The organism is Brevundimonas sp. 'scallop' (assembly GCF_011045535.1).
GTDB classification, from domain to species: domain Bacteria; phylum Pseudomonadota; class Alphaproteobacteria; order Caulobacterales; family Caulobacteraceae; genus Brevundimonas; species Brevundimonas vesicularis.
This window is the reverse complement of record NZ_CP039382.1, coordinates 2,608,889-2,624,658: the sequence shown is the minus strand read 5'-3', so window position 1 is coordinate 2,624,658 and position 15,770 is coordinate 2,608,889. Positions and strand designations below refer to the sequence as shown.

Here is a 15,770-nt window from a genome sequence, read left to right as displayed (position 1 = left end):
AGGATTGCGACGGCGCCTCGGCAAGGTATTGCTTCAGGCGATGGCGGCGAAGCTGCGGTCTTCACGCGGACGCAGCGGGGTGACCACATCGTCCAGCGCAGTCTCCGCAAACGGACGGCGCGCCAGCAGGTCGCCGTAAACGTCGAGATACCGGCGCGCCATGGTCGTGGCGGAGAAGCGCAGATCGAAGCGCGCGCGGATGGCCTCGCGGTCCAGCAAATTTGCGCGTCCGGTCGCGGCGATGGCCTGTTCCATAGTGTCGACCAGGAAGCCGGTAGCGCCGTCCTCGATTACCTCTGGCGTCGAGCCGCAGCGGAAGGCGATCACCGGCGTGCCGCAGGCCATGGCCTCGATCATCACCAGGCCGAAGGGCTCCGGCCAGTCGATGGGGAAGAGGAGGGCTTCGGCGCCGCCGAGGAAGGCGGATTTCTGATGGTCGCCGATCTCGCCGATGAACTCGATCAGCGGATTGCCCTCGACCAGCGGGCGGATCGTCTCTTCCCAATAGCGTTTGTCGGCGGCGTCCACCTTGGCGGCCATCTTCAGGCGCTTGCCCAGTTTGGTGGCGATCTCGATGGCGCGGTCGGGGCGCTTCTCGGGCGAGATGCGACCCAGAAAGGCCAGATAACCCTCGGACTTCGGGGAGAAGATGTATTGTTCGCCGGGCATGCCGTGATGGACGGTGGCCTTCCAGTTGGCGAAATGCAGCGGCTTGCGCTGATCGTCGGAGATGGAGACCAGCCCAAACTCGCTCCAACGCGCATAGACGCCGGGCAGGTCCTTCATATCCAGACGGCCGTGCAGGGTCGTCAGGGTCTTGTCCGCGCATTTCTGGAACAGCGGGAAGTGGACCATGTCGGTGTGGAAGTGAATCACGTCGAACTCGTCGGCGCGGTCCAGAACTTCGCCCAGCATCGACAGGTGGGCGGCGAGATCGGATTTCAACGGCGCCGGATCCAGGCGGATGGCCTGATCACGCACAGGCACCAGGCGGGCCTTGGTCTGGGCGTCGGCGCTGGCGAAAAGGGTCACGTCGTGGCCCAGATCGACCAAGGCGTCGGTCAGATGCGCCACCACACGCTCCGTGCCGCCGTACAGCTTGGGAGGCACGGCCTCATACAGAGGGGTGATCTGCGCGATTTTCATGGTGATGTGCTCCGACACCGCATCCTGGCGGGCCGTTGACATCAATGTTCTCGCAACTGCGAAGTTCCATCGCAGGCGATGAATTTTCACATAGGTTTCGCGGGGTTACAGCGACGCTGACCCATATTGAGTGTGCGAAAGCGTACGTATTGGCGACGGATTGCCGGCTAAGTGATTGATGTGGCTTACGCGACGTGCGCTCGCAGCGGCTTACATCGCGGCGCGAACTTCCGAGCGGAGGGCGTCGATGGATTTCAGCCCCTGATCGGTCTTGAAGCGCCAGTAGGTCCAGCCGTTGCAGGCCGGCGCATTCTCCAGCAGCGCGCCCAGCTTGTGGATCGAGCCGCTGAGCGAACCGTGAACCAGCGAACCGTCCGCACGAACACGCGCCTCACGCTCGCCCTTGGGGCAATAAAGGCGGTCGCCGGGTTGCAGCAGGCCGGCCTCGACCAGGGCGCCGAACGGCACCTTGGGTTCGGCGCGCTTGGAGCCTGTGACCATCAGGTCTTCGGGGCGGGCAGGGATGACCGAGGCGATGCGGGTTTCGGCGACCTCGGCATAGGTCTCGTCACGTTCGATCCCGATGTAGTGGCGGCCGAGGCGCTTGGCGGCGGCGCCGGTGGTGCCGGTGCCGAAGAAGGGATCCAGGATCACGTCGCCGGGGCGCGTCGCCGACAGCAGGACGCGGTGCAGCAGGGCTTCGGGCTTCTGGGTCGGATGGGCCTTCTTGCCGTCTGCGTCCTTGATCCGCTCCTCGCCCGTGCACAGGGCGAAGGTCCAGTCGGAGCGCATCTGGGTGTCTTCGTTGAAGGCCTTCAGCGCATCATAGTTGAAGGTGTAGCGCTTCTGATCCCGCGACTTGGCGGCCCAGATCAGGGTCTCATGGGCGTTGGTGAACCGGGTGCCCTTGAAGTTCGGCATCGGGTTGGACTTGCGCCAGATTATGTCGTTCAGCACCCAGAAGCCCAGATCCTGGATCGCCGATCCCAGGCGGAAAACGTTGTGGTAGCTGCCGATCACCCAGATCGAGCCCTCGGGCTTCAGGACGCGGCGGCATTCCGCCAGCCAGGCGCGGGTGAAGGCGTCGTAGTCGCCGAAGCTGGCGAACTTGTCCCAATCGTCGTCGACCGCATCGACCTTGGAGTTGTCGGGCCGCAGCAGGTCGCCGCCCAACTGCAGATTATAGGGCGGATCGGCGAAGACCATGTCCACCGAGGCGTCAGGCAGGCTCTTCAGCACCTCGATGCAGTCGCCGCGATGAATGACATCCTTGGCGAGGACAGGGGTCTTCAGATCGGACATGGAACGCGGCCCCGCAACAGTGAGACCACTATGGTGAATCCTTGTGGTTAAGGTGGATTAAACGGCAGGGTCGGCCGGACGATTTTGCAAACCGACCGCACCATCCACAGCCTTCTTGGGTCAGCGTGTTCCGGATTTGTTCTGTTCATGCTCTAACCGTCTGCGGAGGTCGGCGGCGTGATGGAGGATCAGATGAACGACAGAATCCTGGCCCATATGATGGCCGAACTGGATGCGGAGCTGGCGCGGGCGGAGCCGTCCTTGCCCGCCCATCCCGAACATACGCGCCAGACGGAGATCATGCGCGCCTTGGCCCTCGGGCTGGGGAACTTCGAGCGGATGCGGGCGCACGACGTGCATCTGCTCGCCGCCAGCCTGTCGCCGCGATCGGCCTGATCCGGCGTCAGGGCTTGCGCTTGAACGTGTCGCCGATCTCGGCGGCGTCCGGACCGTCCGGTCCCGCGCTCTGGCGCTCGGTCTGACCGACCGCCTTGGTCGCCTTGTCAGAGGTCAGTGCGTCGGGCTTGCCGGCCGGATCGGCGCCGTTCTCTTCACGACCCGTGGTCTGTTCGCGGTCCATGGTGCTCTCCGTTGCTGGGAGAGGTAGCGCGATGGGGAGCGGCGCGTTCCGTCAGCCGGCCGTATTGACCTTCGCCACGACCGACATGCCCGGCGCCAGACGCTCGGCGGCGGGCTGGTTCGGGTCGATGCGGATGCGGACCGGGATGCGCTGGGCCACCTTGGTGAAGTTGCCGGTGGCGTTGTCGGGACGGATGACGCTGAACTCCGATCCGGCGGCGGGGGCGATGCGTTCGACATGGCCGCGCAGGGTCTGGCCGCCCAAGGCGTCGACGGTGATCTCGACCGGCTGGCCGACGCGGATGTTCTTCATCTGCGTCTCCTTCATATTGGCCGTAACCCAGACCACGTCCGGCACCAGACCCATCAGCTGGGTTCCCGCCGTCACATACTGGCCCTGACGCACGCCGATCTCGCCCAGACGGCCGGCGCGGGGGGCGACGATGCGGGTGTTGGCCAGGTCGATCTGAGCCAGGCGCACGGCGGCCTGGGCGTTCTCGACGGCGGCAGCCAGGCTGTCGCGGCCGACGACGGCGGAGGTGACGCCGGTCTGGGCGATGCCCTCGGCGGCGCGGGCCTGGGCGACCTGGGCCTGGGCGCTGCGCAAGGCGGCTTCGGCGACGTCCACATTGGCTTGGGCGACCCAGCCGCCGGCCTTCAGGGTGCGGGCGCGGTTGGCGTCGGCCTGGGCCCGCGTCAACGTCGCTTCGGCCGCGGCGATGGAGGCGCGCTGCTGGGCCACCGATCCGCGAGCCGACGCCTGAGTCTGGGCCGAGTTGGACAGGGCCGCCTGGGCCGAATGCAGGCTAGCCTCGGCCTGCTCCAGCCGCTGGCGATAGATGCGGTCGTCCACCTGGGCCAGCAACTGCCCCTGTTGGACGGTCTGGAAGTCCTGGACCGGCACCTGGACGACATAGCCGTTCACCTGCGGGCTGATGATCGTCACCTGGCCGCGCACATAGGCGTTGTCCGTACGCTGGATCGCGCCCCGGAAGGGCGGCAACTGCCAGGCGTACAGCACCATCAGAACGCCCAGCAGAGCGACACCGGCGGCGATGACGGTCCACATGACGTTCTTCTTCGGCGCAGGCGGAGCAGCGGCGGGCGCTTGCGGGGCGGCCGGGGCGGAAGAGGCGGGGGCGGGCGGGGCGGCGTCGGTCATTGCGGGTCTCGGTTCAGTCGGCGGCGGCGACGGCGGCGCTCTGGACCGCAGCGTCTGCATTGTTGTTCTTGGCGTCGCGGCGCGCCTTCCAGCGCGGCCGCAGGTGGGTGACGGTCACCCAGGCGGAGCCCAGGGCCGCGATCACGGCGATGACCAGAAAGACGTCGTTGTAGGCCAGCACATTGGCCTGTTGCGTCACCTGTCGGCCTAGCAGGACGGCGCCTTCGGCGTTCGCCAGCGCGGGGTCCGTTATCGTCGAGGCATAGGCGCCCGACAGCTGACGCAGCCGCAAGGCGACCTGCGGGTCCAGCGCCGAAATCCCGGCCGCCAGCTGGTTGGAATGGTATTTCTCGCGGAGGATTTGAAGCGTCCCGGTCAGAGCCGAACCCGCCAGACCGCCGACGTTCTGAAGCACGCTGAACATGACGATGAAGCTGATCAGGTTCTGCTTGCCCTGGGTCAGCACCTTGACGATGCCGATCATCAGCGCCGGGCCGATGAACATGGCCGAGGCGAAGGCGATCAGGGCCTGGCTGAAATACAGCTGCGCCGGGCGCGTCAGGACCGTCGAATGGCTGTCGATCCAGGCGCCGACCGCGATCAGCGCCAGGGCGATGGCGATCGGCTTGTTCAGCTTCTCCATGTTCAGGGTGAAGGCGCTGACCAGGGTGCCGGCGATCATCGACAGCAGGATGACGACGAAGAGGCCGTGAAGCTGATCTGGTCCCAGGCCGACGACGGTCAGGAAGCCCACCGCGCCGGATGTCTGTTCCGACAGCACGATGCGGATCAGCAGGATCGCCCCGAACAGGCGCAGCAGGTCCGGCCCGGTCAGCCAGCGGGTGTTGATCAGCGGGTTCTTGCGATTGTGCTCGACCAGGAAGGCGGCGGTCAGCAGGATGACGGACCCGATCAGGGCCCAGCCGATCCAGGCGGCTTGCGTCCACCAGACGATGCGCCCCAGACCCAGGGCCGCGCACAGCAGGGCCACGCCTGGCGCAAACAGGGCGAAGGTCAGGAAGTCCAGCCGGTCGAATACGCGTAGCCGCTCGGACGGCGGCAGCTTGACCACCTGCACCGCGCCCCAGGCGACCAGGCATAGGCCCAGCTCGAACATGTAGAAGGCGCGCCAGTCGCCCAGCTGGAGCAGGCCGGGCATGACCAAGCGCGAAATCGGCACGGCGAAACTGGCCAGGCCGATGCCGATGATCAGCCCCTTCAGCCTATGCGCCGCCGGGAAGGCCTGGATGATATAAAGAAAGCCCAAGCTGGAAAGGCCCGCGCCCGCCATGCCGGCGATGGCCCGCACCAACAGGGTCGATTGATAATTGTCGACGAACAGGTGGGCAGCGCAGACCAGCACGAAGGCGCCCAGGAAGATCTGCGTGAACAGGCGCAGGCCGTACTGCATCCGGAACTTCACGAGGATCAGGTTCATGCAGGCGTTGGTCATGACGAAGACGACCGGCAGCCAGGCGGCCTCGGTGATCGTGATCCCCAGCGAGCCTTGCAGATTCTGGATATTGGCGGTGACCGCGGCGTTGCCCAGCGATCCGACCATGGCGACCAGCAGGCCGGTCAGGGCGTACTGTATCCGCATCGGCCAAGAGTGATCGGGAGTGGCGGGCGAGCCGGGCATCATCGGCCGCTCGTGCGGCTTTAGCGTCTCGACATACTGTTCCCAGGGCAGATGCCAGTTGTTGCGGGCCATCAGCGCGGCCGCCCGCGAGGTCTCAGCCCGTCGAGCACAAGCGCGCGGGTGCGCAGCGACACGGCCTGGCGCTCGGCTTCGTCCGCGCCCTGAAAACCGGCGCCCAGCAGGGTGGCGATCAGACGGATGTCCATCGGCCGCAGATCCTCCCTCACCAGGCCGGCGGCCTGAGCCCGCTTCAGCGGTGCGGCGCCCGCCTCCATCAAGCTCTGCCGCAACGGTGTAAGCGCATCTGGCGACCGCACGTTCCGCACGACGCCGGCCAGTCCCGCATTGCGCACCATGTCCTCGGCCAGCCGGTCGAGAAACCAGAAGAAGGCCTGCGGATCATCGCCCTGTTCGGCGGTGCGCCGACCCAGGTCCGCGACGTCGGCCTCCAGCACCGCCAGGGCCAGTTCGGTGCGGTCGGAGAAGTGCCGATACAGGGTGCCGCGCCCCACCCCGGCCCGTTCGGCGATCAGATCCAGGGGCGCATCCAGCCCCTGATCGGCGAAGACCGCGCGCGCGGCCTCCAGCACCGCCGCCCTGTTCAGAGCGGCGTCCTTGCGGACAGGTTTTTCGGCAGGGCGCGTCATGGTGAGGCGCGTAAATGGACACGACTGTCCGTTTTGCAAGGGGGCGCTAGAGCGCTTTTTCCAGCACCAAGAATTCCAGCTCAGGCCGGGGCGGATCGACGGGGAAGGGGCGGGTCTCGCCGGTGGGGGCATAACCGCGTCGTTCGTACCAGGCGATCAGTTCGGTCCGGCGGTGGATGACGGTCATCTCCATGCGACGCGCGCCTAAACGCGCGACCGCTTCGCTTTCGGCGGCCGCGAGCAGACGACGGCCGAGGCCGGTCGCCTGCAAGGTCGGCTCGACCGTCAGCATGCCGAGATAGGCCAGGTCGTCGCCGGCGCGGGCGACCTGGACGCAGCCGATCAGCGCGCCGTCGCGATGGGCCAGCAGGATGACCCGGTCGGGATCGGCGATCAGAGCCGACAGCTCCGCCGCGCTGGTGCGATCATCGAACAGCAGGTCCGCCTCGTGCGTCCAGCCTGCCTTGGCGGTGTCGCCGCGATAGGCGCGCTCGATCAGAGGATGCAGCGCGGCGACGTCGTAGGGCGTCGCCACGCTGACGGCGATCTGCGTCACCGGCTGACGCCCAGCTCCGTCAGCAGATGATCCATCCCATAAACGTCGCGCAGGGCCACGGTGACGGCCTGGGTTGTGACGATCACGCTGCGGTTGGTGTTGCGGTCATAGCCATAGGCGTTGCGCTGGGTCAGGACGGTGGAGTCGAAATTGGCCCCGATGATCTCGCCCCGGGAATTTACCGCGGGCGAGCCGGACGAACCGCCGATGGTGTCGGTCGAGACGGCCATGTCCATCACCGCGTTCGGATCGATCCGGTCCTTGGCGGCCATCAGCTTGGGCGCGACCTTGAACGGTTCGGCGCCGGTGGCGCGGTCCCACAGGCCGGCGAAGGTGGTGAAGGCGCCGAAGCGCTGACCTGGCACGTCGGAGCCTTCGACCTTGCCATAGGTCAGGCGAAGGGTACCGGTGGCGTCGGGATAGACGGCGTCGCCATAGGCGGCGAAGCGGGCGGCCGCCAGTTGTTCCGACGCGCGGTCGGTCGGGGCCTTGACCTTGTTCTCCCATTCGGTGCGGACGGCGCGGGCGTTGGCGTCGATCGACAATACGTACTGGATCATCGGGTCGTCCGACGCCTGAACCGCCGCCAGGCCGCCGGTCCACAGGGCGCGACGCACGGCCGGGTCCGCCAGTTTCGTGCCGGCGACGACGCGGGCCGACAGGTCCTCGGGGCTTTCCTTGCCCAGCAGGGTGCGCACATAGGGGCTGTCCACCGTCAGCCATTCGCGCGTCTTGGACAGCCACCATTCCAGCCGGATCTGCTCCAGCTCGGGATAGGTCGGCCGCTCGGCGAACAGGCCGGATTCGACGCCCGGCAGGCGGCTGTCGGCGAACTCGGCCAGACGCTGGTCCGACGGCTTGGCCCGCTCCTGCGCGCCGCGCACGATGGCCTTGGCCCACTGAAACAGCTGCGATCCGCCCGCGACCGAGGTGGTGCCCAGGCCCGTGCCGCCTTCCAGCAGGGCGGTCGGCGCATAGAGTTCGCGCGCGATGGGCTGGACCGCTTCCAGCGCACCCCACGGATCGGGACCATTGCCGTTGGCGGCGGCGTAGCGTTGCATGAAGTCGACCTCGGCCGCAGCCTTGGTCTGGATGAACTGGGCGTCGGTCAGGGCGCGCATCCGGCCCAGGCCGCGCTTGTAGGTGTTCTCCACGCCCACGATCGGGTCCATGGCGATAAAGGCCTGGTCCTCGCCCTCCTCGGAATAGCGGATCAGACGACCGCGCAGCTCCGAGGCGATCAACTGATCCAGCGGCAGGACCACGTCGCGGATCGTCGCCAGTTGGTCCATCGTCAGCAGGCGCTGGGTCGCGCCGGGATTGCCGGTGATGAAGACGGCCTCGCCCTCGGTCGGCTTGTCGGCGTTCCAGGCGAAGTGGATCGGCGTCTCGACCGGCTTGCCATCCTCGTACAGGCGGATGAAGGCGGCATCGATGGCGAAGCGGGGGAAGGAGAAGTTGTCCAGATCGCCGCCGAAGGTCGCGGCGCGATCTTCCGGCGCCCAGGCCAGGCGCACATCGCTGTATTTGCGGTATTTGTAGAGTTTGAACTGGCCGCCCCGGTACAGGCTGACGACCTGGCAGCGGATCTTGGGATCGTTTCCGCAGGCTTCGGTCTCGATCCGCCCGGCCTCGGCCTCACGCGCCTGGGTGAAGGCCTGGCCCTCAAGCCCTTCGCCGGCCTTGTGCATCCGCTCGGTGACGTCGGAGATGTCGGTCAGGATCTCGGCCGTGGCACCGGGGCATTTGCGCTCCTCCTCGCGCGTCTTGGGCGTAAAGCCGGTCTCGCCATATTGCTGCTGCGGCGTGGACAGGTTGGCGACGCAGGTGGCGACACAGTGGTTGTTGGTCATCATCAGGCCTTGGCCCGACACCACGCCCGCCGAACAGCCGCCGAACTTCACCGACGACAGCCGCACCCGATCCAGGAAGGCCTGGTCGATATTGGTCCCCAGCGTCTGGTTGGCGCGGGCGATGGGGAAGTTGTCGTAGGTCCACATGCCTTCCTCGGCGCTGGCCGAGGTGGCGGCGGCGAAAGCGAGAACGGCGGCGGAGGCGAGGAGAAGAGGGCGCATGGGATGGAGCTCCAGAACTCTCCCTCCCCGGCCGGGGAGGGTGGCTGGCGCGCAGCGCCAGACGGGTGGGGGCGGCAGGGCGACAAGGGCTCGGTCCTGTAAAGGATCGCCGAGCCCTCCCCACCCGATCGCTTCGCGACCACCCTCCCCGGAGCGGGGAGGGAGAAGCGTTTATGCGCCGTTCTAGCGACGCACGCCCAGTTCGCGCAGCAGGCGCGGCTGGTTGTAGACGTTGCGCAGGGCCTCGGTGATGGCGGCGGTCGAGACCGTCACCGTGCGGTTCAGTTCGGGATCGTAACCGAAGCTGCCGCCCAGCGAGTGGATGTTGCCGTCGAAGGCGGCGCCGATGACTTCGCCCTTGGCGTTGATCACGGGCGAGCCCGAGTTGCCGCCGATGATGTCGTTGGTCGAGACGAAGTCATAGACTGTCGACTTGTTGACCTTGCCCTCTGCCGCCAGCCAGTCCTCGGCCGCGTTGAAAGGCTCGGCGCCGGTGTTGCGCTCATAAAGGCCGCCGATCTGAGTGAAGGGCTCGACCGTCACGCCGCGATAGGTCCAGCCCTTCACCTGGCCGTAGGACAGGCGCAAGCTGAAGGTCGCGTCGGGATACAGGTTAGTGCCGTAAACCGCGAACCGGGCCTGGGCGATCTTTTCGCCGGCGCGGCTGGTCGGGCCGGACACAGCCGATTCCCACTGGGTGCGCACGGCCTGGGCCGCATCGTCATTGGCCAGGACGAACTGGATCAGCGGGTCGCCCGAGGCGGCCAGTTGCTCCGGCGTCATGGCCAGGGCCTGGGCGCGGAAGGCGGGATCGGCCAGACGCGTGCCGTCGACCAGACGCTCCGCAATCTGCTCGGGGCTTTCCTTGCCCAGCAGCGCCTTCACATTCGCATTGTCGACCGTCAGATATTCGCGGGTCTTGGACAGCCAGAAGTCGAGATAGATCTTCTCCAGGTCGTTCGAGATCGGCGTCTCGGTCGCCAGGCGGCGGCCCAGCGAGGCGATGTCGGCGTCCGAATAGCCGGCGCGGCGTTCAGCGACGGGCTTGGCGCGTTCCTTGGAGGCGCGGACGATGGCCTTGGCGTAGCTGTAGAGCGACGAGCGTTGGCCTGCCGCCGATTCCAGCTGGCGATAGGGCAGATAGAGGTCGCGCTGGGCGGTCGAGGCGCGTTCCAGATCGGCCCACGGATCGCCGATGCGTTGGGCCAGGGCCGGGTCGGCGGCGACGCGCTGGCGCAGTTCCTGCTCTTCACGGCGCTTGGTGGCCATGAAGGCCGGGTCGGTCAGGGCGCCCTGCTGGCCGTAGTTGACCTTGAAGCCGTTCTCCAGGCCGAAGATCGGATCGACCGAGACGCGTTTGGCCTCTTCGCCGGTGGTCGAATATTCCAGCAGGCGACCGCGCAGTTCCGAGGTCTGGATCAGGCTGATAGGCAGTTGCTGGTCGCGCAGGGTTTCCAGCTGGGCCACGGTCAGCAGGCGCTGGGTCGAGCCAGGGTTGCCGGCGACGAAGGTGACGTCGCCTTCCTTGGGCGCATTGGCGTTCCAGGTCAGGTGGTTGGGCGTGGCGACCGGCTTGCCGTCTTCGTAGATGCGCAGGAAACCGGCATCCAGGGCGTAGCGCGGGAAGTTGAAGTTGTCCGGGTCGCCGCCGAAGAAGGCCGCCTGGAACTCGGGCGCGAAGACCAGGCGCACGTCGTCGTATTTGCGGAACTTGTAGAGCTTGTACTGGCCGCCGCGATAGAAGCTGATGACCTGGCAGGTCAGCTTCTGGTCGTCGCCGCAGGTTTCCTTCTGAATCTTGTCGATCTCGGCGGCGCGGGCCTGGACGAAGGCGGCGCCCTCAAGACCGGCGCCGGCGCCGGTCACGCGGTCGGTGACGTCGACGATGTCGGTCAGGATTTCGGCCGTCTGGCCGGGGCACTTCTTCTCTTCCTCGCGGGTGGCGGGCATCCAGCCGTTTTTGACGTAGTCGTTCTGGGCCGTGGACAGGTCCTGAACGCACGAAACGACGCAGTGGTGGTTGGTCAGCACCAGGCCTTCATTCGACACCAGCGAGGCCGAGCAGCCCTGCAGGCGGACGGCGGCGTTGCGCACGCGGTCCAGCCAGGCTTGATCGATGTTGGTGCCATACTTCTCGTTCACCGTGGCGATGGGGAAGTTGTCGAAGGTCCACATGCCCTCGTCGGCGCGGGCGGAGGTCGCAGGCGCGGACAGGACGGCGGTGGCGGCGCCGAGCGCGGCCAGAGAAGCGGTGAGACGAAGCGAGGGCAAGGACATGAAGGCGTGTTTCCCAGAGCGTGGGACGGCCTGTCCCATCTGTTATGTTGTAACTAGCGCCGACGAAGGGTGGGCGCCAAGAGGCTGTAAGGCCCTTAATCCCCTGATTTCGAACCCGCAATGACAAGGGTTCACAAGCCTTACCCCGATTTAACTTGGCGGTGAGATGGCGCACGGTCAGATAGGCGCAAGTACCGGGGGTTTATCGACGACAATGTCGCTTGCGCTATCAACACTGCTGTTCGAGTGGCGTCGCTATATGGCGGCGGTCATGGCCCTGGCCCTGTCGGGGCTTCTGGTCCTGGCGATGACCGGCGTCTTCATCGGCATCGGTAAGGGATTCACCGCGACCATCGAACGGTCGAACGCCGACATCTTCATCATGCAGCCCGGCGCCAAGAGCCTGATCGGCGGGCCGTCGGGCGTGCCCCGCCGGTTCATCCCCCTGGCCTACAATCACCCCGAGGTGGTCGAGGTCATGCCGCTGGACGGCGCCGGCGGCACCTTCCAGAACATCAAGAACGTCGATCCGACCAAGAGCCAGGCGGACAATGCGTCGCAGGGCGCGCCGCGGCAGAAGTTCGTTCAGGCCAGCATCATCGACACTCGTCCTGGCTCGGTGACCATCCCGACCGACTATTCGCAGGAACTGGTCGATGCGCTGCGCCAACCCTACACCGTGGCGGTCGATGAGACGGCCCTGACGACCCTGGGCGTGAAGCTGGGCGACAAGGCCCTGTACAACGGCCAGACCGTCACCGTCGTCGGCGTGACGCGCGGCTATCCCAATATGATGCAGCCGGGCGTGGTCATGTCGCGCGACACCCTGCGGATGCTGGGCCAGGCCGACACGGGTCCGCGCGTCGGTCCTTTGATGGTCAAGCTGCGTGATCCGGCCCGCGCGCCCATCGTGGTGGCTCAGCTGAACGCCATGGGCGCCGGTCAGTGGAAGGCGTGGACCAAGCAGCAACTGGCCGACGCCAACGCCGGCGCCATGTTCGAGGAAGGCATCCTGGTTATCATCATCGGCGGCTGCGTCGTGCTGGGGATCATCATCGGCGTGGCCATCACCTGGCAGACCCTGCGCGGCGCCATCATGGCCAACATCAAGGAGTTCGCCTCTCTGCGGGCCCTGGGCGTCAGCATGGGGTCCTTGCGTCGGATCGTGGTCGAGCTCAGCTTCTGGGTCGGCGTCGTCGGCGTCATCGCGGCCATCGTCCTGACCTGGCTGGTGTCGCTGCTGGCGATGATGGGGGCGGTGATCATCGCCCTGCCGCTGTCGCTGCTGATCATCGTCGGCATCGGCCTGATCGCCATCGCCATGGTGTCCGGCCTGCTGTCGCTGGGCATCCTCAAGAACAGCCAACCGGCGGACCTGCTGCGATGAACGTTCATACAAAGGTCCACGGCAAGCACGGCGATTTCGCTATCGAGGCCAAAAGCCTGGTCAAGCGGTTCAAGTCCGGCAAGGCCTGGGTGGATGTGCTGAAGGGCGTCGATTTCGATGCGCGGCATGGCGACCTGACCATGGTCATGGGGCCCTCCGGCTCGGGCAAGTCCACCCTGATTGCAGCCCTGTCGGGCCTGCTGAAGCCCGAAGAGGGCCGGGTGGACGTGCTGGACGTCGACGATCTGTGGAAGCTGTCCTCGGGCCGGATCGACAAATTCCGCCTGGATAATTGCGGCTTCATCTTCCAGGGCTTCAACCTGTTTCCCGCGCTGACGGCGCTTCAGCAGGTCGAGACGGTGTTGAACTTCCAGGGGCTGACCGCGGGCCAGGCCAAGAAGCGCGCCACCATCGCCCTTGAAGAGGTGGGTCTGGGCCACCGTCTGCACCAGCGGCCGGCGGCTTTGTCGGGCGGTGAAAAGCAGCGCGTCGCCATCGCCCGCGCCCTGGCCAAGGACCCGAAGATCCTGTTCGCCGACGAACCGACCTCCGCCCTGGACGGCGAAAACGGACAAGTGGTCATTAAGCTGCTTCGCCGCGCCGCCACCGAACACGGCGCAGCCGTCATCTGCGTGACCCACGATCCGCGCCTGGAGGCCTGGGCCGACCGGGTCATCCACATCGAGGACGGCAAGATCCTGGACGACCAGCGCCGCATCCCTGATCCGAACGCCATCCTGGCGTCCCACTAACCGACACGAAGATTTCCCTTAGGACGACACGCCAATGCCCGGCTTTCTGAAGAAAAAACGCACCTGGATCGGCCTGCTGCTGGTGATCGTGCTGGCGGTCGGCTTCATGCTGTTCCAGTCCGCCGCCAAGACCAAGAAGGCCGAGCAGGAGAAGGCGGCGGCGACGAAGGTCGACAGCCCCTATGCGGCTATTGCCAACGGCAAGGTCGACGTCGAGGGCGGCATCATCCAGATCGCGGCCCGTCGCGGCGGCATCGTCCGTGACGTTCTGGTTCAGGAAGGCGATCGCGTCGTCGCCGGGCAGATCCTGGCCCGTCAGGAAGACGACGAGGCACGTCTGGCGGTGCAGGCCGCCGCCGCCGCCGTCAGCCAGGCCGAAAGCCAACTGGCCCAAATCCGCGTGGACATCCGCACCGCCCAGCGCGAGCAGGAGCGCCTGCAACGCCTGGTCGCCACCAACTTCGTCGCCGCCCAGCGCATGGACCAGGCCCAGGACGCCATCGCCACCGCCCAGGCCCGCCTGGGGTCGCAGGTCGCCGCCGTCCAGACCGCGCGCGCCCAGCTGGACCAAGCCCGCTACAATCAGGAACTGACGGTCATCCGCGCGCCGACCAACGGCCGGATCGTGCGCCGTTACGCCAACCCCGGCGCCGGCGCCTCGACACTGAACGTCTCCAACATGTTCGATCTGGAGCCGGACGCGCCGCGCATCGTCCGCGCCGAGGTGGTCGAAAGCGACCTGCCGAACCTGACCGACGGCCAGGCAGTGGAGATCAGCCCCGAGGGCGACGCCAGCAAGGTCTATATCGGCGCCGTCATGCGTCGGGCCGCCGTGTTCGGGGCGCGCAAACTGGCCTCTGACGATCCCTCGCAGCGCAGCGACGAGCGGGTAGTGGAAGTGGTCGCCTCGGCCGGCGATGCGCCCCTGCTGATCGGACAGCGGGTGCTGGTCAAGTTCATGAAGCCGGGCGAGACCGCCGGGGCCAAACGCGCGGTCGCCGCCGGCGTGGGGCCCAGCGAGGCGATGAAGACGAAATAGGACGTCGGATCAGCGGCCGGTGAAATCGCCCGGCCGCTTTTCCAGCACGGCGGCGACGCCTTCCTGATGGTCCTCGGTCAGGTGGGCCAGCGCCTGCATCGCCGCCGACATCTCCAGCATCTGGTCGAAGGTCGTGTCGCGACCCTGACGCAGCAGGGTCTTGGCCATGCGCAGGGCCTGCGGCGGCTGGGCCGCGACCTGGGCGGCGACGGCCAGGGCTTCGTCCATCAGGCTGTCGTGCGCGACCACGCGGTTGACCAGCCCCCATTCGGCGGCCGTAGCGGCATCGATGGAGCGCGTGGTAAACAGCAGTTCGGCGGCGCGGGCATAGCCGATGTTGCGCGGCAGCAGCCACGATCCGCCGTCGCCGGGAATGATGCCCAGCTTCAGGAAGGGCACGCCGAAGCTGGCGCGGTCCGAGGCGATACGGATATCGCCCAGGCCGGCGATATCGCAGCCCAACCCCATCGCCGGCCCATTGACGGCGGCGATCAGCGGAACCTCAAGCCCATACAGCGACCGCACGATCCGGTGGACGACGCGGCGATAGCGTTCGCGGATGGCGGCGCCCGACCCCTCGAACAGGTCGCGCCTGTCCCGCATCGCCGTCAGATCGCCGCCGGCCGAGAACGCCCGGCCGGCGCCGGTCAGGACCACGCAGCGGATCGATGGATCGGCGTTGACCCGCTCGCACGCCGCCGCGACCTCGTCGCCGTCGCCCATATCGGGCAGGGCGTTCAGCCGCGCCTCGCGATCCAGCGTCCAGGTCAGGATCGCGCCTCGCTTTTCTTCGGTGATCAGGCCCATGCATAGTCTCCGTCTTCGCGACCGTCATCGACCGCGAACGCCGCGTCAGGCAAGCCCGGAATTGCAAAAGCCCCGGCGAAACCGGGGCTTCTTCAGGCTGAGGTCCGAGCGGGCCGTCAGCGTTTCTTGATCGTATAAGGTACGAAGTTGGACGGATGGCTGACCACCCGGCCCGAGTTCGACGGCATATGCCGACTGTTGACCAGCATCCCGCCCCAAAGGGCGAAGGACATCATGGCGTGTTGGAGGTTACGCTCCTTATCGTTCATCTTGGCGTCTCCTTTCGCAGAACGATGAAAAGAGACGCGTCGTACCAATGGGATTCCACCGTCAGTCGTTTCGCGTCATCAGCCGATATAAGACAGTTTCGTGAATTTGCAACTTTATTCGTCAGGAGTCGGA

The 15,770-nt window shown here is 66.6% G+C and carries 15 protein-coding genes; 4 read left to right on the top strand and 11 right to left on the bottom strand.

The window, feature by feature from the left end; genetic code table 11:
* Positions 1-33: 33 nt before the first annotated feature.
* Positions 34-1,146 (bottom strand): glycosyltransferase family 4 protein, encoded by a 1,113-nt coding sequence (locus E4341_RS13080; RefSeq protein WP_165118785.1) that lies wholly within the window; start codon positions 1,144-1,146, stop codon positions 34-36.
* 210 nt (positions 1,147-1,356) lie between these two features.
* Positions 1,357-2,448: a site-specific DNA-methyltransferase gene (locus tag E4341_RS13075; protein ID WP_165117850.1), complete on the bottom strand. Its 1,092-nt coding sequence runs from the start codon at positions 2,446-2,448 to the stop codon at positions 1,357-1,359.
* 192 nt (positions 2,449-2,640) lie between these two features.
* Between E4341_RS13075 and E4341_RS13070 the strand changes: the two genes are divergently transcribed.
* Positions 2,641-2,844, top strand: coding sequence for a hypothetical protein (locus E4341_RS13070; protein ID WP_240893566.1), 204 nt, complete (start codon positions 2,641-2,643; stop codon positions 2,842-2,844).
* 7 nt (positions 2,845-2,851) lie between these two features.
* Here E4341_RS13070 and E4341_RS13065 read toward each other — a convergent pair whose 3' ends face one another.
* From E4341_RS13065 to E4341_RS13035, 7 genes are all read right to left on the bottom strand, one after another.
* Positions 2,852-3,028 carry a hypothetical protein gene (locus tag E4341_RS13065; RefSeq protein ID WP_165117848.1) on the bottom strand — a complete coding sequence of 59 codons (177 nt, stop codon included), beginning with the start codon at positions 3,026-3,028 and terminating at the stop codon, positions 2,852-2,854.
* Between the two features lie 51 nt (positions 3,029-3,079).
* Complete coding sequence (locus tag E4341_RS13060) at positions 3,080-4,189, bottom strand: HlyD family secretion protein (RefSeq protein WP_165117846.1); 1,110 nt, start codon at positions 4,187-4,189, stop codon at positions 3,080-3,082.
* 13 nt (positions 4,190-4,202) lie between these two features.
* The gene (locus E4341_RS13055) at positions 4,203-5,900 is read right to left on the bottom strand and encodes an MFS transporter (protein WP_165117844.1); all 1,698 of its coding nucleotides are present in this window, start codon (positions 5,898-5,900) and stop codon (positions 4,203-4,205) included.
* Positions 5,900-6,475 (bottom strand): TetR/AcrR family transcriptional regulator, encoded by a 576-nt coding sequence (locus tag E4341_RS13050; protein WP_165117842.1) that lies wholly within the window; start codon positions 6,473-6,475, stop codon positions 5,900-5,902. The genes E4341_RS13055 and E4341_RS13050 overlap by 1 nt, the downstream gene beginning before the upstream one ends.
* 46 nt (positions 6,476-6,521) lie before the next feature.
* Positions 6,522-7,031, bottom strand: coding sequence for a GNAT family N-acetyltransferase (locus tag E4341_RS13045; protein ID WP_165117840.1), 510 nt, complete (start codon positions 7,029-7,031; stop codon positions 6,522-6,524).
* Positions 7,028-9,106, bottom strand: coding sequence for a S46 family peptidase (locus tag E4341_RS13040; protein ID WP_165117819.1), 2,079 nt, complete (start codon positions 9,104-9,106; stop codon positions 7,028-7,030). Before E4341_RS13040 ends, E4341_RS13045 begins: the two co-directional genes overlap by 4 nt.
* 183 nt (positions 9,107-9,289) lie before the next feature.
* On the bottom strand, positions 9,290-11,383 hold the full coding sequence (locus E4341_RS13035) for a S46 family peptidase (RefSeq protein ID WP_055806879.1): 2,094 nt from the start codon (positions 11,381-11,383) through the stop codon (positions 9,290-9,292).
* 214 nt (positions 11,384-11,597) lie between these two features.
* Here E4341_RS13035 and E4341_RS13030 point away from each other — a divergent pair, with 214 nt between their 5' ends.
* The 3 genes from E4341_RS13030 to E4341_RS13020 are packed head-to-tail and all read left to right on the top strand — an operon-like array spanning position 11,598 to position 14,561.
* Positions 11,598-12,770 carry an ABC transporter permease gene (locus E4341_RS13030; protein ID WP_055805778.1) on the top strand — a complete coding sequence of 391 codons (1,173 nt, stop codon included), beginning with the start codon at positions 11,598-11,600 and terminating at the stop codon, positions 12,768-12,770.
* Positions 12,767-13,522 carry an ABC transporter ATP-binding protein gene (locus tag E4341_RS13025; RefSeq protein WP_165117817.1) on the top strand — a complete coding sequence of 252 codons (756 nt, stop codon included), beginning with the start codon at positions 12,767-12,769 and terminating at the stop codon, positions 13,520-13,522. Before E4341_RS13030 ends, E4341_RS13025 begins: the two co-directional genes overlap by 4 nt.
* Before the next feature lie 34 nt (positions 13,523-13,556).
* Positions 13,557-14,561 (top strand): HlyD family secretion protein, encoded by a 1,005-nt coding sequence (locus tag E4341_RS13020; RefSeq protein ID WP_039248126.1) that lies wholly within the window; start codon positions 13,557-13,559, stop codon positions 14,559-14,561.
* A 9-nt stretch (positions 14,562-14,570) separates the two neighbouring features.
* On the opposite strand, the gene E4341_RS13015 is transcribed toward E4341_RS13020, so the two are convergent.
* Positions 14,571-15,368 carry a crotonase/enoyl-CoA hydratase family protein gene (locus tag E4341_RS13015; RefSeq protein ID WP_165117815.1) on the bottom strand — a complete coding sequence of 266 codons (798 nt, stop codon included), beginning with the start codon at positions 15,366-15,368 and terminating at the stop codon, positions 14,571-14,573.
* Between the two features lie 116 nt (positions 15,369-15,484).
* Positions 15,485-15,637 carry a hypothetical protein gene (locus E4341_RS13010; RefSeq protein WP_017505113.1) on the bottom strand — a complete coding sequence of 51 codons (153 nt, stop codon included), beginning with the start codon at positions 15,635-15,637 and terminating at the stop codon, positions 15,485-15,487.
* Between the last annotated feature and the right edge of the window lie 133 nt (positions 15,638-15,770).

Excerpts from the sequence above, each read along its gene's own strand:
- E4341_RS13070 (WP_240893566.1), top strand. The coding sequence starts at position 2,641 with ATGAACGACAGAATCCTGGCCCATATGATGGCCGAACTGGATGCGGAG.
- E4341_RS13055 (WP_165117844.1), bottom strand. The coding sequence starts at position 5,900 with ATGGCCCGCAACAACTGGCATCTGCCCTGGGAACAGTATGTCGAGACG.
- E4341_RS13080 (WP_165118785.1), bottom strand. The coding sequence starts at position 1,146 with ATGAAAATCGCGCAGATCACCCCTCTGTATGAGGCCGTGCCTCCCAAG.
- E4341_RS13050 (WP_165117842.1), bottom strand. The coding sequence starts at position 6,475 with ATGACGCGCCCTGCCGAAAAACCTGTCCGCAAGGACGCCGCTCTGAAC.
- E4341_RS13040 (WP_165117819.1), bottom strand. The coding sequence starts at position 9,106 with ATGCGCCCTCTTCTCCTCGCCTCCGCCGCCGTTCTCGCTTTCGCCGCC.
- E4341_RS13035 (WP_055806879.1), bottom strand. The coding sequence starts at position 11,383 with ATGTCCTTGCCCTCGCTTCGTCTCACCGCTTCTCTGGCCGCGCTCGGC.
- E4341_RS13025 (WP_165117817.1), top strand. The coding sequence starts at position 12,767 with ATGAACGTTCATACAAAGGTCCACGGCAAGCACGGCGATTTCGCTATC.
- E4341_RS13065 (WP_165117848.1), bottom strand. The coding sequence starts at position 3,028 with ATGGACCGCGAACAGACCACGGGTCGTGAAGAGAACGGCGCCGATCCG.
- E4341_RS13030 (WP_055805778.1), top strand. The coding sequence starts at position 11,598 with ATGTCGCTTGCGCTATCAACACTGCTGTTCGAGTGGCGTCGCTATATG.
- E4341_RS13075 (WP_165117850.1), bottom strand. The coding sequence starts at position 2,448 with ATGTCCGATCTGAAGACCCCTGTCCTCGCCAAGGATGTCATTCATCGC.
- E4341_RS13060 (WP_165117846.1), bottom strand. The coding sequence starts at position 4,189 with ATGACCGACGCCGCCCCGCCCGCCCCCGCCTCTTCCGCCCCGGCCGCC.
- E4341_RS13020 (WP_039248126.1), top strand. The coding sequence starts at position 13,557 with ATGCCCGGCTTTCTGAAGAAAAAACGCACCTGGATCGGCCTGCTGCTG.
- E4341_RS13010 (WP_017505113.1), bottom strand. The coding sequence starts at position 15,637 with ATGAACGATAAGGAGCGTAACCTCCAACACGCCATGATGTCCTTCGCC.
- E4341_RS13015 (WP_165117815.1), bottom strand. The coding sequence starts at position 15,368 with ATGGGCCTGATCACCGAAGAAAAGCGAGGCGCGATCCTGACCTGGACG.